The sequence below is a fragment of the Streptomyces sp. NPDC028907 genome (assembly GCF_055564995.1).
Window position 1 is genome coordinate 433,528 of the sequence record NZ_JBVHVE010000001.1, and the last position, 15,712, is coordinate 449,239.

The window sequence follows — 15,712 nt, forward strand, 5'->3', positions numbered from 1 at the left end:
CGCCGACGGCCAGATCACCTCAGACTGCGCACGTCCAAATGCCGCAGCACCCGGTCCACGACCTCCGGATCGGCCCCCGGCTCGCTGCGCGCCGCCAGCACCTCGTGCCGCGCCGCGCTCAGCAGCTCGCCCTGGATCCGGCGCACCCGCTTCAGCCGCCGCACCCGCTGCTCATGCGCCTCCCTGCGCTCCTCCTCGCCCATGTCCGGGCTGATCCGCACCCCGATCTCGAACGCCCGCCGCAGCATCTGCTCGGACAGTTCCTCGGGCAGGTCCTCGACCTCCTCGATCTCCTTCAGCCGCCGCTTCGCCGCCCGCGCCGCGCGCACCGCCAGCTGCTTCTCGAACTCCTTCTCCCGCGCGCTGTCGGCCCGCACCCCGAGCCGCTTGACCAGCCATGGCAGGGTCAGCCCCTGCAGCACCAGCGTCGCCATGATCACGCCGAACGCGATGAAGATGATCTCGTCCCGGTCGGGGAACGGGGCGCCCGAGTCGGTCTCCAGCGGAACGGCCAGCGCCAGCGCCACCGAGGCCACGCCACGCATCCCCGCCCACCACATCACGACGGTCTCCCGCCAGCTGGTCGGGATCTCCTCGTCGACGTCCCGCTTGGCGTGCATCCGCTTGGTGAGCCAGGTCGCCGGCAGCAGATACAGCAGCCTCACGAGGACGACGACGCAGACGATCGCGGCCGCCCAGCCGAGCATCTCGTCCCACCGCCCGGACGCCGTGCGCACCGCGTTGTGCAGTTCGAGCCCGATCAGGCCGAAGGCGACACCGGTGACCAGCGTGTCGACGATGTCCCAGAAGGTGTGCCCGGCGAGCCGCGTCATCACGTCGTCGGCGTCGGTGGCGTACTCGGCGAGGAACAGGGCGGTGATGAGCACGGCGAGCACGCCGGAGCCGTGGAGCTCCTCGGCCATCACGTACGAGGCGTACGGCACGAGCAGCGAGAGCCCGATCTGGAGGGTCGGGTCCCCGAGCAGATCCATGAGCTTGTTGGCGCCCCAGCCGAGCACGAGCCCGACGGCCAGCGCCACCACGGCCGACAGCACCAGGTCGAGCCCGGCCTGCCAGGGGGAGAAGGTGCCGCTCACGGCGGCGGCGATGGCCACGTGGTAGAGCACGATGGCTGTCACGTCGTTGAAGAGCCCCTCGCCCTCCAGGATGGACACCAGCCGCCGCGGCAGCCCGAGTTGGCCCGCCACGGCGGTCGCCGCGACCGGATCGGGCGGCGCGACGAGCGCGCCGAGCGCCACGGCGGCCGCGACGGGCAGCCCCGGCACGATCGCGTGGGCGGTCGCGGCCACACACAGCGTCGTGACGAACACCAGCGCCACGGCCAGCAGGAAGATGGGCCGCACATTCGCCGCGAACTGCCGCCAGGACGTCCGTCGTACGGCGGCGTAGAGCAGCGGCGGCAACAGCAGCGGCAGGATCAGGTCCGGCGGAACCTCGACGTTCGGCACGAATTCGAGCAGCGCCAGCACGATCCCGAGCAGCGTCATCAGCACTGGTGCCGGCAGCCCCAGCCGGTCGCCCACCGGGACACTCACCACGGCCCCGAGCAACAGCACGAACAACAGGGCCAACTGATCCACGGTCAGCGCTCCGGGAGGGTCGACGTCCACACAACAGGTCTCAAGCCTGCCACGCCGAATTTCCCACCAGCGCCTACGGGCCCTCGGCTACAGAGCGCGCCGCATCGCCCGGTGCGGTATCCCCGCGTCGGGGAATTCCGGCCCGTACGCCACGTATCCCAGCCGCTCGTAGAACCCCAGCGCATGCGTCTGCGCGTGCAGGTCCACGGCCGCGAGCCCACGCGCGCGTGCCGCGTCCTCGATGGCCCGCACCAGGGCCGCGCCGACGCCGAGGCCGCGCGCGGCCTGCGTCACGGCGAGCCGCCCCAGCGAGCCCACCGTCGCGTCGCCGTCGGCCTTCGCCGCGGCCGCCTCGCCGTGCAGCAGCCGCCCGGTCCCGAGCGGCAGCCCGTCCTCCCGGACGGCCAGCACATGCACGGCCTCGGCGTCATGGGCGTCGTACTCGATCTCCTGCGGGACGCCCTGCTCGACGACGAAGACCTCCTTGCGCACCGCGAAGCAGGCCTCGCGGTCGGCGGGGTCCTCGGCGACGCGCACCGCGTACGACGCGGACCCGGACGTGGACGGCGACGGCGACGGCGAACTCACGCGTATGTCTCCTCGCGGACCTGGTCCAAGGCCTTCTGGAGGTCGGCCGGGTAGTCGCTCTCGAACTCGGCCCACTGCCCGTCCCCCGGGTGCTCGAAGCCGAGCCGTACGGCGTGCAGCCACTGGCGGGTCAGCCGGAGCCGCTTGGCGAGCGTCGGGTCGGCGCCGTAGGTCAGGTCGCCGACGCAGGGGTGCCGGTGGGCGGCCATGTGGACGCGGATCTGGTGGGTGCGGCCGGTCTCCAGCTTCACGTCGAGGAGAGAGGCCGCGCGGAACGCCTCGATGAGGTCGTAGTGCGTGATCGACGGCTTGCCCTCGGCGGTGACGGCCCACTTGTAGTCGTGGTTCGGGTGGCGGCCGATGGGTGCGTCGATGGTGCCGCTGGTCGGGTCGGGGTGGCCCTGGACGAGCGTGTGGTACCGCTTGTCGACCGTGCGCTCCTTGAACTGGCGCTTGAGCGAGGTGTACGCGTACTCGGACTTGGCGACGACCATCAGCCCGGACGTGCCCACGTCGAGCCGGTGCACGATGCCCTGGCGCTCGGCGGCACCGGAGGTCGAGATCCGGTATCCGGCGGCGGCGAGCCCGCCGATGACGGTCGGCCCGGACCAGCCCGGCGACGGATGGGCGGCGACCCCGACGGGCTTGACGATCACGACCACGTCATCGTCGTCGTGCACGATCTCCATGCCCTCGACCGGCTCGGCGACGATCTGCACCGGCGCGGGCGCGCCCGGCATCTCGACTTCCAGCCAGGCCCCGCCGCGGACCCGCTCGGACTTGCCGACCACGGCGCCGTCGACCTGGACCTTGCCCGCCCCGGCCAGCTCGGCCGCCTTGGTCCTGGAGAAGCCGAACATGCGGGAGATGGCGGCGTCGACACGCTCGCCCTCCAGGCCGTCGGGCACGGGCAGGGTACGGATCTCGGGAATCGTGCTCACCCGTCGAGTATGCCGGACGGGTGAGTCACCCCCGTACGGAGCCTGTGGAAAACTCCTTTCGGCCCCTCGCGGGCTCAGTCCTTGTGGACGGTCCCGTCGGGGTCCAGGCCCTTGAACGACAGCAGGACGATCAGGATGCCGCCGCACACGATCGCCGAGTCGGCCAGGTTGAACACGGCGAAGTGCTTGGGCGCGATGAAGTCCACGACCGCGCCCTCGAAGACGCCCGGCGAACGGAAGATCCGGTCGGTGAGGTTGCCGAGGGCGCCGCCGAGCAGCAGGCCGAGCGCGATGGCCCAGGGCAGGCTGTAGAGCTTGCGGGCGAGCCGGGCGATCACCACGATCACGGCCGCCGCGATCACCGTGAAGATCACGGTGAAGGCCTCGCCGAAGCCGAAGGCCGCGCCCGCGTTGCGGATCGCCTCGAACTTCAGCCAGTCACCGATGATCTCGATCGGCGGGTGGTGCTCCAGCTTGGCGACCACGAGCATCTTGCTGACCAGGTCGAGGGCGTACGCGAACACGGCGACGCCGAACAACACGGCGATCCGTCGCCTGCCCCGGGGCCGCTCGGCCGCGGTGTCGTTCGCGTGCCCGGCGGCCTGCTCCGGCTCGGCTCCCGCCGCCTCTGGGGTATCCGGCGTACCGATGATGCGCTCCGCCTCTGCCACGTGAGTCCCTCAACCTAGGTACCTGACTGAGGACGAGAGTACGACACGTCCGGGGGCACCCGCCTACCGGTCAGTACCGGCGTTCCTGCTTCTGCTTGCACTCGACGCACAGGGTCGCGCGCGGGAAGGCCTGCATCCGTGCCTTGCCGATCGGGTTGCCGCAGTTCTCGCACAGGCCGTACGTGCCCGCGTCGAGCCGCTCCAGAGCCCGCTCGGTCTGTTCGAGCATCTCGCGCGCGTTGGCGGCGAGCGCCAGTTCGTGCTCGCGCGTGATGTTCTTGGCGCCGGTGTCCGCCTGGTCGTCGCCCGCGCCGTCCCCGGAGTCCCGCATCAGGCCGACGAGGGACTGCTCGGACGAGGTGATCTCCTCACGCAGCCGCGTCTCCTCGGCCTGCAGCTCGGCGCGCGCCTCCTCGACCTCCTCCGGAGTCCAGGGGTCCTCACCGGGGCGCACCGCGAGTTCGCCGGGCTCCGCCGCGGCGATGCGTGCCTTGGGAACGGCGGTCTTGGCCGCCGTGGCCGTGCCAGGAGTCTTCTTCGCAACCACCGTCGTGGCTCCCGTCTGCTCCGCGGCCCGCGCCGCGCCCACCTTCTTGGCCCTGCCCTCGGCGACCCCACGCACCCCAGCCGCCCGCACCTCACCCGCCCCCTTCGCCACCGAGCCCTTCACTGCCGCGCTCGTCGCCGCCCCCTCAGCCGCCGGGCCACCGGTCGCCGAGCCCTTCGCTGCCGCGCTGTTCCTCGCCGAGCCCTTCGCTGCCGCGCTCTTCCTCGCCGAGCGCTTCTCCGCGCCGGTCGCTTCAGCCGCGCCCTTCGCTGCCGAGCCCTCCCCCGCGCGGCTCACTTCGACCGCACTCTTCTTGGCCGAACCCTTACCCACGCCGCTCACCTCGGCCGCGCTCTTCGCTACCGAGCCCCTCCCCGCGCCACTCACCTCGGCCACGCTCTTTCTTGTCCCGCCCTTCCCAGCCGCGCCCACCTTGGCGACACTCTTTCCCGCCGACCCCTGCTTTGCCGCGCTCGCCTTGGCGGAGCCCTTGCCGGCCGCACCGTTCTCGACTGCCCCCTTCTCGACCGCCCCCTTCTCGACCGCACTCACCTTGGCCGCGGCCCCCTGATCACCAGCCCCCTTCTTCCGGGAAGCCTTCTGACCGGCAGCTTCCTTTCCCGCGGACACCTTCGCAGCCACCCCCTTGGCAGCTGCCTTCTTCGCAGCCGCCGTCTTCGCAGCTGCCTTCTTCGCAGCACTTTCCTTGACTGCTCCCTTCTTGGCGGCACCTTCATCTGCCACCGTCTTCCTCGCCGCCACAGCTTCCTTCGCCGTGCTCCTCCTGGCCGCCGCCTCCCCGGTCTTCCCCTCGGTGCCCTTCCTGGCATCGGACTTGTCGGCACTCCCCTTGGCTGCCGCCTTCTTCGCCGGGGTCTTCTCGTCGACGACCTTCTTGGTGACGGTCTTCGATGGAACCGCTCTTCCACCGCCCGCCTTAGGAGCGGTCGCCTTCCCGCCCGCCGTGGAAGCCCCTGTCCTCCCAGCCGCCGCCTTGTCAGCCCTCCGCACCGCCTTCACCGGCTTCCCGTCTCGCGCCCCCGCCGCACCCCCCTGCGTGCTCTTCTTCCCACCCACATCCTTGGCCGCACCACCGGAAGCCCCAGCACCGCCGGACACACCGGCCCCACCAGAGGCCCCCGCACCCACCGACACAGCGCCATCACGTGAGCCACTGGCACCACCGGGCACACCCACACCACCGGAAGCCCCCACACCACCGGCGACCCCCGCCCCCACTCCCACCCCGCCGGAGGCGCCCGCATGGAGGGATCTGCTCGACGCCGACTGCTGTACGGCGGTCTTCTTCGCCACCATGCCGCGGCCCCTTCACATATTGTGATCTTGCTCGCGAATCGTGCTGGGACGATAAATCGACATGAGTCCCGCGGCAACGGGGCACACCGCCCGATTCGCCCGCCTCGCGCATGCAGCGCGGGAGACCTGCAACCGTTGTGCCCAGCTCCCCGCCGGGTATGCAATCGCGCCGGACGTCCCAGAATCCGAACACGCGTACCGCTCCATTCGGGTCACCCCGGCCGCCCCGACACGGCCGCCGATCGCCCCCGGAAAACCGGTCGGCCACTGTCCTCGGAGCGCCGTACACTGGGCGGAGCGAAAAGCTTGGATGGGGACGAGTAGCGACGTACGCAGCCCAGAGCGACCCGGGGACGGTGGAAGCCCGGGGGCGAGCGCGACGTGAAGATCACCCCGGAGCCGCCGGAAGAAAGCCGCAGCCAAGGCGCAGCGGCGAGTAGAACCGGCTCGCGACCCCAATGAGGGGGCTCGCCGCCGCACACCCCGCGTCGGAGGGCCAAGGAGGGTGGTACCGCGGGAGCGCGCCGAAACCGGCGTACGGAAAGACACGGCTCTCGTCCCTCCGGACGGAAGGCAGCAAGTCCGCCGGAGGAAGCCCGCTGATGACAACGCCGACGTACCGCCAGGTACCCGCCCAGGTCGACCTGCCCGCCCTCGAGCACGCCGTGCTCGACTTCTGGCGCGAGCAGAAGATCTTCGCCAAGAGCCTGGAGCAGTCCCAGGGCCGCCCCGAGTGGGTGTTCTACGAGGGCCCGCCCACCGCCAACGGCATGCCCGGCGCCCACCACATCGAGGCCCGCGTCTTCAAGGACGTCTTCCCCCGCTTCCGCACCATGCGCGGCTACCACGTGGCCCGCAAGGCCGGCTGGGACTGCCACGGCCTCCCGGTGGAGCTGGCCGTCGAGAAGGAGCTCGGCTTCTCCGGCAAGAAGGACATCGAGGCGTACGGCATCGCCGAGTTCAACGCCAAGTGCCGCGAGTCCGTGCTGCGCCACACCGACGCCTTCTCCGACCTGACGACCCGCATGGGCTACTGGGTCGACCTCGACGACGCCTACGTCACGATGGAGCCCGAGTACATCGAGTCCGTCTGGTGGTCGCTCAAGGAGATCTTCAACAAGGGCCTGCTGGTCCAGGACCACCGCGTCGCCCCCTGGTGCCCCCGCTGCGGCACCGGCCTGTCCGACCACGAGCTGGCCCAGGGCTACGAGACGGTCGTGGACCCGTCCGTGTACGTCCGCTTCCCGCTCACCTCCGGTCCGCTCGCCGGCGAGGCCGCGCTCCTGGTGTGGACGACCACTCCCTGGACCCTGGTGTCCAACACCGCCGTGGCCGCGCACCCCGACGTGACGTACGTCGTCGCGACGAACGGCGAGGAGAAGCTCGTCGTCGCCGAGCCCCTCGTCGCCAAGGCCCTCGGCGAGGGCTGGGAGACCACCGGCCAGTCCTTCACCGGCGCCGAGATGGAGCGCTGGACGTACGAGCGCCCGTTCGAGCTGGTCGAGTTCCCGGCACCCGCCCACTACGTGGTCAACGCCGAGTACGTCACCACCGAGGACGGCACGGGTCTGGTCCACCAGTCCCCCGCCTTCGGTGAGGACGACCTCAAGGTCTGCCGCGCCTACGACCTGCCGGTCGTGAACCCGGTCCGCCCCGACGGCACCTTCGAGGAGGACGTCCCGCTGGTAGGCGGCGTCTTCTTCAAGAAGGCGGACGAAAAGCTCACCGAAGACCTCCAGCAGCGCGGCCGGCTCTTCAAGCACATCGCGTACGAGCACAGCTACCCGCACTGCTGGCGCTGCCACACCGCGCTGCTCTACTACGCGCAGCCGTCCTGGTACATCCGCACCACGGCCGTCAAGGACCGCCTCCTCCAGGAGAACGAGAACACCAACTGGTTCCCGGGCTCGGTCAAGCACGGCCGCTTCGGCGACTGGCTGAACAACAACATCGACTGGGCGCTGTCCCGCAACCGCTACTGGGGCACCCCGCTGCCGATCTGGCGCTGCGAGGACGACCACCTCACCTGCGTCGGCTCCCGCGCGGAACTCACCGAGCTGACCGGCAGCGACCAGACGGACCTGGACCCGCACCGCCCGTACATCGACGACGTCACCTTCGGCTGCCCGAAGGACGGCTGCGGCAAGACGGCCACGCGCGTGCCCGAGGTCATCGACGCCTGGTACGACTCGGGCTCGATGCCGTTCGCGCAGTGGGGCTACCCGTACAAGAACAAGGAGCTCTTCGAGAGCCGCTACCCGGCGCAGTTCATCAGTGAGGCGATCGACCAGACGCGCGGCTGGTTCTACACGCTGATGGCGGTCGGCACCCTGGTCTTCGACAAGTCGTCGTACGAGAACGTCGTCTGCCTCGGCCACATCCTCGCCGAGGACGGCCGCAAGATGTCCAAGCACCTGGGCAACATCCTCCAGCCGATCCCGCTGATGGACCAGCACGGCGCGGACGCGGTGCGCTGGTTCATGGCGGCCGGCGGCTCCCCGTGGGCGGCACGCCGCGTGGGCCACGGCACGATCCAGGAGGTGGTGCGCAAGACCCTCCTCACCTACTGGAACACGGTCGCCTTCCAGGCCCTGTACGCCCGTACGTCGAACTGGGCGCCCTCCGCCGCCGACCCGGCCCCGGCCGACCGCCCGGTCCTGGACCGCTGGCTGCTGTCCGAGCTGCACGCGCTGACCGACCAGGTGACCCAGTCCCTGGAGGCGTACGACACCCAGCGCGCCGGCAAGCTGCTCTCGGCGTTCGTCGACGACCTGTCCAACTGGTACGTCCGCCGCTCGCGCCGCCGCTTCTGGCAGGGCGACAAGGCGGCGCTGCGCACCCTGCACGAGGTCGTCGAGACGGTCACCAAGCTGATGGCCCCGCTGACCCCGTTCATCACCGAGCGGGTCTGGCAGGACCTGATCGTCCCGGTGGCCCCGGACGCGCCGGAGTCGGTGCACCTGGCGTCCTGGCCGGAGGCCGACCTGTCGGCGATCGACCCGGAGCTGTCCAAGCAGATGGTCCTGGTCCGCCGACTGGTCGAGCTGGGCCGTGCCACGCGCGCGGAGTCGGGCGTGAAGACGCGTCAGCCGCTGTCCCGTGCCCTGGTGGCGGCGACGGGCTTCGAGTCCCTCGACCGCGAACTGCACGCGCAGATCACGGAAGAGCTGAACGTCTCCTCCCTGGCATCGCTGTCCGAGGTCGGCGGCAGCCTGGTGGACACCACCGCCAAGGCCAACTTCCGCGCCCTGGGCAAGCGTTTCGGCAAGCGCGTCCAGGACGTGGCGAAGGCCGTGGCCAACGCGGACGCCGCGGCGCTGTCCCTGGCCCTGCGCGAGGGCACGGCGTCGGTGGAGGTCGACGGTGAGACGATCACCCTCGCTCCGGACGAGGTGATCATCACGGAGACCCCGCGCGAGGGCTGGTCGGTGGCGTCCGACTCGGGCGCGACGGTCGCCCTGGACCTGGAGATCACGGAGGAGCTGCGCCGCGCCGGCCTGGCCCGTGACGCGATCCGCCTGATCCAGGAGGCCCGCAAGAACAGCGGCCTGGACGTGGCCGACCGGATCGCCCTGCGCTGGACGGCGACGGACCCGGCGACCAGCGCGGCGCTGGCCGAGCACGCCGAGCTCATCGCCGACGAGGTCCTCGCCACGGACTTCGCCCAGGGCGAGGCGGACGACAGCTACGGCTCCCCGTTCGAGGACGAGGGCCTGACCCTGACGTTCCGCCTGCGCAAGGCGTAGTCACACACCCCACGCGCATCGAAGGCCCGGGCCGCCAAAAAACTTGGTCGGCCCGGGCCTTCGGCGTTGTGTACGTCGGACACCGCATCCGATCCCCGAACAAACACCGCAAACTCCATGAACACGCGTAGCACAAGGGCGGGGCCCCGGATCGAAATCCGGGGCCCCGCCCTGAACGCTGCCGACGCCTACGGCGTACTACCTACCGTCAGTTGTCGTCCTCGTCGATGAGGAACCCGCGCATCGGCGACGGAGCCTGACCCATCGGGGACGGACCCTGCGGCCGGACCGGTGCCATGGGCTGGGTCATCGCCGGGGACATCTGCTGCTGACCGCCGTAGGACGGAGCAGCCGGAGACGGGGCGCCGCCCATCGTCTGGTTGCCGCCGTACGACGGGGCGCTCGCGCCGGCCGGTGCCATGGAGGGCGCCGGGGACGGCGGGAGGGACGCCGTGGCCGGGGTCCGCGGCGGGGCGAGCGAGTCGTCCGCCTGGGTCTCCAGCTGGCGCAGCTGCGACTCGAGGTAGGACTTCAGCCGCGTGCGGTACTCGCGCTCGAAGCCGCGCAGGTCCTCGACCTTGCGCTCCAGCGTGGCGCGGGCGGACTCCAGGGAGCCCATCGCGACGCGGTGCTTCTCCTGCGCGTCCCGCTCCAGGGCGTCGGCCTTGGCACGGGCGTCACGCTCAAGACCCTCGGCACGCGAACGCGCCTCGCCGACGATCTTGTTGGCCTCGGAACGAGCCTCGGCGATCGCCTGGTCGGCGGTCTGCTGGGCCAGCGAGAGGACACGGGCGGCGCTGTCGCCACCGGGGCCTCCCTGCCCCGGGCCGCCCATGGGGCCGGGGCCACCCATCGGACCGCCCATCGGGCCACCCATCTGCTGCTGCATCGGGGGCTGGCCCATCGGCCCCGGACCCTGGCCCATCGGACCGGGACCCTGCGGGCCACCCTGACCGCCGGGACCGGCGGGCAGCTGCGGAGCACCGCTGGGCAGCTGGGGCGGGCCTCCCATGGGGCCGCCCATCTGCTGCTGCGGCGGGCCCGATATGCCGGCGGGGACAGGAGCGCCGGGACCGCGCATGCCCTGCTGAGGCATGCCGCCCTGCTGCTGGTCCTGCGGGCCGCCGGGACCCTCCGGGGGCTTGCGCATGTTCTGCTGGTTCTGCGCAGCCGCGCGCGTGGCCGCGGCCAGCTTGGCGCGCAGGTCCTCGTTCTCGCGGAGCAGTCGCGTCAGTTCGGCTTCGACCTCATCGAGGAAGGCATCGACCTCGTCCTCGTCATAGCCTTCTCGGAGGCGGACGGTCGTGAACTGCTTGTTCCGCACGTCCTCGGGGGTCAACGGCATCTCTTCACCTCAACGTTGTCGTCGGCAGTCGGCAAGACCGTATCTGTCACATCGCTCACATCGCGCTCCGCACGAGCGTGATCAGGATGTAGACGATGATCATCAGTACGAAGAAGGACAGGTCGAGCGCCACGCCCCCGAGACGCAGCGGCGGGATGACCCGCCGCAGAAGCTTGAGCGGTGGATCAGTGACAGTGTAGGTGGCCTCCAGAACGACCACCATCGCCTTGCCGGGTTGCCACGAGCGGGCGAACTGGAAGACGTAGTCCATGACCAACCGGAAGATAAGCACGATGAGGAAGACCATCAGCGCGATGTAGAGAACCTGCAAGACCACGCTCATGACTGGTGCTTCCCTCTCCCCTGTTCCCTGATCCGTGCGGTTGTTTCCGGTGGTGCGTCTCAGCTCTGGTTGAAGAACCCGCCCTCTGCGATACGGGCCTTGTCCTCCGCCGTGACATCGACGTTAGCAGGCGACAACAGGAACACCTTCTGCGTCACCCGCTCGATGCTGCCGTGAAGACCAAACACCAAACCAGCCGCAAAGTCGACAAGTCGCTTCGCGTCTGTGTCATCCATCTCAGTCAGATTCATGATCACCGGGGTGCCTTCACGGAAGTGTTCCCCGATGGTACGGGCCTCGTTGTAGGTCCGCGGGTGAAGTGTGGTGATCCGGTACGGCTCTCGTTCCGACACGACCTTGGGCATGATCACCGGTGCGTTCTTCTCCAGGCTTGCGCGTTCTTGTGTGATGGACGCCACGGGCGCGATGCGCGCCGGACGGCCGGATTCCGCGGGTAGCGAAGTCGATCGGGCCACGGGTTCACGCGGCGCGGGCGGCTGTACGATTCGCACCTCTTCGTCCCTTTGGGACTGGTGTGCACTGTGCGACTGGTGGGACGGCTCGTGCCGTCGATGGTCCCGCTCGGGCTCCGGGTCCAGTTCGGGCTCGAAGTCGTCATCGGGGTCGAACCCCCGGCCGTCGTACCCATCGTCCTCCACGAGGCCGAGGTAGACCGCCATCTTGCGCATCGCGCCGGCCATGCTCTGAGTCCTCCGCTCTGTGGTGGATCGACTGCCAAGTGCCCGCGATCCACGCGGTCGTTACGCCCGCCTTTCGGCGATATTGACCATATTTTCTACTGTGGTCCGACTTCCTGGCGACGTTACCCGAGCCTGGGGCGGACTCCGAGTACCGCAGTGCCGACGCGCACATGTGTCGCACCGGCCGCCACGGCCTCTTCGAGGTCTGCACTCATCCCTGCCGAGACCATGTTCGCAGCCGGATGAGCTCGGCGCAGGTCCGTCGACAAATCCATCAACCGCTCGAACGCCGCCTGTTGGCGCCCCGCGTACTCCCCGCTGAGCGGGGCGACGGTCATGAGCCCGTCGAGCCTCAGCCCGGGGGCCTTCGCGACCAGGTCGGCCAACTCTTCGATCCCGCCCGGCGCCACCCCACCCCTCTCACCCCGCTCACTGTCTCCCGCGTCCAGCGCCACCTGGATCAGGCAGCCGATCTCGCGCTCCTGCCGAACGGCCTCCTTCGACAGGGCCGTCACCAGCTTGGAACGATCGACGGACTGCACGAGATCCGCGTAACCGACCACAGATCGCACTTTGTTGGTCTGCAACTGGCCGACAAAATGCCACGCAAGGGGCAGATCCGAGCATTCGGTGGCCTTCGGCGCAGCGTCCTGATCGCGGTTCTCGGCGACATGGCGCACACCGAGTTCCGACAGCATCCGCACATCGCTCGCGGGATAGGTCTTGGTGACCACGATCAGGGTCACCTCCTCGCGGGCGCGCCCGGCCGCCGCGCACGCCGCGGCGATGCGGTCCTCCACCTTCGCCAGGTTCGCGGCGAGTTCGTCCTTACGGTCCGTCATGTCCATTCAGTCCAGCCATACATAGCCCGCGAGCCGACCGGTGGTGCGGTCGCGGCGGTACGAGAAGTGGTCGCGCGACTGAAGCGTGCAGACCGGCGACTGCTCCCGGTCGCGCACCCCGAGGCGCCCGAGCTGGGCGTGCACTCCGGCGGCCACGTCCACCGCAGGCGTGCCCCAACTCGTCTCGGCGTACGCCGCCGGCTCCACGGCGGCCACTTCGGCGCGCATCGCCTCGGGCACCTCGTAGCACCGTCCGCAGACGGCGGGGCCGGTGCGGGCGACGATCCGGGACGGCTCGGCGCCCAGGTCCGTCATCGCGCGTAGCGTGGCCGGGACGACCCCGGCGATCATGCCGGGCCGCCCCGCGTGGGCCGCGCCGACGACCCCGGCGACCGGATCGGCCAGCAGGACCGGCACGCAGTCGGCGGTGAGTACGGCGAGGGCGAGACCCCGCTGCACGGTGACGATCGCGTCGACCTCGGGCACCGGGCGATCACGCCATGGCCCTTCGACCACGACGACGTCCGCCCCGTGCACCTGGTTCATCCAGACGACCTCGCCCGGCCCGAGCCCCAGGGACTTGGCGGCGAGCTCGCGGTTGGTCAGTACGGCCTCGCTGTCGTCGCCGACCGCTCCGCCGAGGTTGAGCTCCTCATACGGAGCGGCGCTCACCCCGCCCCACCGGTCGGTGAAGGCGAAGTGCGCGCCGCTCACGGTGTCGCGCTGTCCTATCACGTCTGAAGGATCACTTAAGGAAGTCCGGAACGTCCAGCTCCTCGGCCGCGCTGTCGGCGTAGGTCCGCGACGGCGGCACCGGCGGGGCGACCGGGATGTCGTTCACCGGCTCGGGCGCGGACTCGGGCTCCTCCTTCGGCGTGACGCTGCCGAGCGAGCCGAAGGACGGGCGGCTCTCGGCCGGCCGTACCGGAGTGGGCTCCTCGCGGCGGGCCGGGGCCGAGGAAGGGGAGGAGGAGGACGACGAGGTCGAACCGAGGACGTTGTCCCGGCGGGCCGGCGGCTGCCCCCCGTCGAAGCCGGCCGCGATCACGGTGACCCGGACCTCGTCGCCGAGGGCGTCGTCGATGACCGCGCCGAAGATGATGTTGGCCTCGGGGTGGGCGGCCTCGCTGACCAGCTGGGCGGCCTCGTTGATCTCGAACAGACCGAGGTCGGAGCCACCGGAGATGGAGAGCAGTACGCCGCGGGCGCCGTCGATGGAGGCTTCCAGCAGCGGCGAGGAGATCGCCATCTCGGCCGCGGCCACCGCGCGGTCGTCGCCGCGGGCCGAACCGATGCCCATGAGGGCCGAACCGGCCTCGGACATGACCGACTTCACGTCGGCGAAGTCGAGGTTGATGAGGCCAGGGGTGGTGATGAGGTCGGTGATGCCCTGGACACCGGAGAGCAGGACCTGGTCGGCCGACTTGAAGGCGTCGAGGACCGAGACCTGGCGGTCCGAGATGGACAGCAACCGGTCGTTCGGAATGACGATGAGGGTGTCGACCTCTTCGCGGAGTTCGGCGATGCCGTCCTCGGCCTGGTTGGCGCGGCGCCGTCCCTCGAAGGTGAACGGGCGCGTGACCACGCCGATGGTGAGGGCGCCGAGAGAGCGGGCGATGTTGGCCACGACGGGCGCGCCGCCGGTCCCGGTGCCGCCGCCTTCACCGGCCGTCACGAAGACCATGTCGGCCCCCTTGAGGACCTCCTCGATCTCCTCGCGGTGGTCCTCGGCGGCCTTGCGGCCGACGGCCGGGTTGGCTCCGGCGCCGAGTCCGCGGGTGAGTTCACGGCCGACGTCGAGCTTGACGTCGGCGTCGCTCATCAACAGAGCTTGCGCGTCGGTGTTGATGGCGATGAACTCGACGCCCTTGAGACCGACCTCGATCATCCGGTTGATGGCATTGACACCACCGCCGCCGACACCGATGACTTTGATGACTGCGAGGTAGTTCTGCGGTGCTGCCACGTCGAAGGCCTCTCGCCTCGAGTTACGGGTCGTCGGATCACGAAGAGGCTGTGCTTCGTGAACCGCGACTGATGCCGAATGGGACGGTCCGTAGCGCCGACCCGAACCCTAACCCTGAAGTTTAGGGTTACCAGTGTGTCTGTTCCTTGAAGTCTTCTGAACAGGACACTAAGTCGACAAGTGGCGCACGTTCAACGAACACGCCGAACCTCCCGTTTTTCTTTTCACCCTATGTGATCAGCCATGTCGCTGCCCAACCAGGGTGCTGGCCTGCGCGGATGTGCGTCAACTCCCTGATGACGCAGGCGCGGTGGGAACGCTGACGTCGAAGTACCGCGCATCCGGCGAGGCTTTCATGAGAGCGGTGAGTGTGCGGGCCTTCGCGGCCCCCTTCTCGCCGCTCCCCCAGGCGACGGTCCGCCCGCCGGTCAGAGCCAGCGAGATGTCGTCGTAGGAACGGACCTTGACGACCTGGGTGTCGCGCGCGACGGCGTCCGGAAGGGCCCCGGCGACGCGCACCGCCTCCCGCACCAGCCGGCTCTCCCCGAAGCGGCGCAGGCTCGCGGCCGCGGTACTCGACCGGGACACCGTCAATTCCAGCGCGGCAACGCCTTTCGGAGGCTGAGAAACCGTGGCGAAACGGACGCCTTCCTTGTCCACTTCGACGAACTTTCCGTCCTTTTGGACAATCAGAACCGGAGTACGCTCCGCCACTTTAAGACTGATTCCATGCGGCCAGGAGCGAACCACGTCAACCGCGTCAATTCGGGGCAATTCCTGGAGCAGCCGTGCCTCAATCGCGTCGATGTCGACGGAAATCAGCGGCGCGCCCACGGGGACGTCGGCCACCTCCTGGACCTGTTCGGGCGTCAGAACCTGGGTCCCGGAGACGGATACGCGCTCGACGCGCAGCCACTTGGAGCCGTACAGCAGCCACACGGAGCCCGCGCCGAGAAGGACGAGCACCACAAGAAGGATGATGATCGTACGAAGTCTCGGAGTCGGCCTCAATCGCCGGGCGAGGGGCGGGTCGGACGACTCCTGCTGGCGTTCACCGCGCTCCGCGGTCGTCGGTCCGGCCACGCTCCCTGCCCTCCGTCATAC

Annotated in this window: 13 protein-coding genes; 1 reads left to right on the forward strand and 12 read right to left on the reverse strand. The window is 69.8% G+C overall.

Going from position 1 to position 15,712, the window contains the following annotated elements; genetic code table 11:
* Positions 1-14 precede the first annotated feature (14 nt).
* From ACZ4UU_RS01990 to ACZ4UU_RS02010, 5 genes are all read right to left on the reverse strand, one after another.
* On the reverse strand, positions 15-1,601 hold the full coding sequence (locus ACZ4UU_RS01990) for a Na+/H+ antiporter (protein ID WP_468035971.1): 1,587 nt from the start codon (positions 1,599-1,601) through the stop codon (positions 15-17).
* 87 nt (positions 1,602-1,688) lie between these two features.
* Positions 1,689-2,189 (reverse strand): GNAT family N-acetyltransferase, encoded by a 501-nt coding sequence (locus ACZ4UU_RS01995; RefSeq protein WP_468035972.1) that lies wholly within the window; start codon positions 2,187-2,189, stop codon positions 1,689-1,691.
* Positions 2,186-3,130, reverse strand: a complete 945-nt coding sequence (locus ACZ4UU_RS02000; RefSeq protein ID WP_468035973.1) for an RluA family pseudouridine synthase — start codon at positions 3,128-3,130, stop codon at positions 2,186-2,188. The genes ACZ4UU_RS01995 and ACZ4UU_RS02000 overlap by 4 nt, the downstream gene beginning before the upstream one ends.
* Before the next feature lie 74 nt (positions 3,131-3,204).
* Positions 3,205-3,801, reverse strand: coding sequence for a signal peptidase II (gene lspA / locus ACZ4UU_RS02005; RefSeq protein ID WP_468035974.1), 597 nt, complete (start codon positions 3,799-3,801; stop codon positions 3,205-3,207).
* A 70-nt stretch (positions 3,802-3,871) separates the two neighbouring features.
* Positions 3,872-4,900, reverse strand: a complete 1,029-nt coding sequence (locus tag ACZ4UU_RS02010) for a TraR/DksA family transcriptional regulator (RefSeq protein WP_468035975.1) — start codon at positions 4,898-4,900, stop codon at positions 3,872-3,874.
* A 1,367-nt stretch (positions 4,901-6,267) separates the two neighbouring features.
* Between ACZ4UU_RS02010 and ileS the strand changes: the two genes are divergently transcribed.
* Complete coding sequence (gene ileS, locus ACZ4UU_RS02015; RefSeq protein ID WP_468035976.1) at positions 6,268-9,411, forward strand: isoleucine--tRNA ligase; 3,144 nt, start codon at positions 6,268-6,270, stop codon at positions 9,409-9,411.
* Positions 9,412-9,619: 208 nt separating this feature from the next.
* On the opposite strand, the gene ACZ4UU_RS02020 is transcribed toward ileS, so the two are convergent.
* From ACZ4UU_RS02020 to ACZ4UU_RS02050, 7 genes are all read right to left on the reverse strand, one after another.
* Positions 9,620-10,756 (reverse strand): DivIVA domain-containing protein, encoded by a 1,137-nt coding sequence (locus ACZ4UU_RS02020; protein WP_468035977.1) that lies wholly within the window; start codon positions 10,754-10,756, stop codon positions 9,620-9,622.
* Positions 10,757-10,811: 55 nt separating this feature from the next.
* Entirely contained in the window at positions 10,812-11,099 is a 288-nt protein-coding gene (locus ACZ4UU_RS02025; protein WP_004001943.1) for a YggT family protein, read from the reverse strand.
* A gap of 59 nt (positions 11,100-11,158) precedes the next feature.
* On the reverse strand, positions 11,159-11,800 hold the full coding sequence (locus tag ACZ4UU_RS02030) for a cell division protein SepF (RefSeq protein WP_030049252.1): 642 nt from the start codon (positions 11,798-11,800) through the stop codon (positions 11,159-11,161).
* A 122-nt stretch (positions 11,801-11,922) separates the two neighbouring features.
* The gene (locus ACZ4UU_RS02035; protein ID WP_468035978.1) at positions 11,923-12,642 is read right to left on the reverse strand and encodes a YggS family pyridoxal phosphate-dependent enzyme; all 720 of its coding nucleotides are present in this window, start codon (positions 12,640-12,642) and stop codon (positions 11,923-11,925) included.
* Between the two features lie 6 nt (positions 12,643-12,648).
* A complete protein-coding gene (pgeF, locus tag ACZ4UU_RS02040) occupies positions 12,649-13,377 on the reverse strand; it encodes a peptidoglycan editing factor PgeF (protein WP_468035979.1) in 729 nt (242 codons plus the stop codon).
* Between the two features lie 10 nt (positions 13,378-13,387).
* Positions 13,388-14,608: a cell division protein FtsZ gene (gene ftsZ, locus ACZ4UU_RS02045; RefSeq protein WP_468035980.1), complete on the reverse strand. Its 1,221-nt coding sequence runs from the start codon at positions 14,606-14,608 to the stop codon at positions 13,388-13,390.
* Between the two features lie 285 nt (positions 14,609-14,893).
* Complete coding sequence (locus ACZ4UU_RS02050; RefSeq protein ID WP_468035981.1) at positions 14,894-15,691, reverse strand: cell division protein FtsQ/DivIB; 798 nt, start codon at positions 15,689-15,691, stop codon at positions 14,894-14,896.
* Positions 15,692-15,712 lie beyond the last annotated feature (21 nt).

Excerpts from the sequence above, each read along its gene's own strand:
- ileS (WP_468035976.1), top strand. The coding sequence starts at position 6,268 with ATGACAACGCCGACGTACCGCCAGGTACCCGCCCAGGTCGACCTGCCC.
- ACZ4UU_RS02020 (WP_468035977.1), bottom strand. The coding sequence starts at position 10,756 with ATGCCGTTGACCCCCGAGGACGTGCGGAACAAGCAGTTCACGACCGTC.
- ACZ4UU_RS02025 (WP_004001943.1), bottom strand. The coding sequence starts at position 11,099 with ATGAGCGTGGTCTTGCAGGTTCTCTACATCGCGCTGATGGTCTTCCTC.
- ACZ4UU_RS02030 (WP_030049252.1), bottom strand. The coding sequence starts at position 11,800 with ATGGCCGGCGCGATGCGCAAGATGGCGGTCTACCTCGGCCTCGTGGAG.
- ACZ4UU_RS02035 (WP_468035978.1), bottom strand. The coding sequence starts at position 12,642 with ATGACGGACCGTAAGGACGAACTCGCCGCGAACCTGGCGAAGGTGGAG.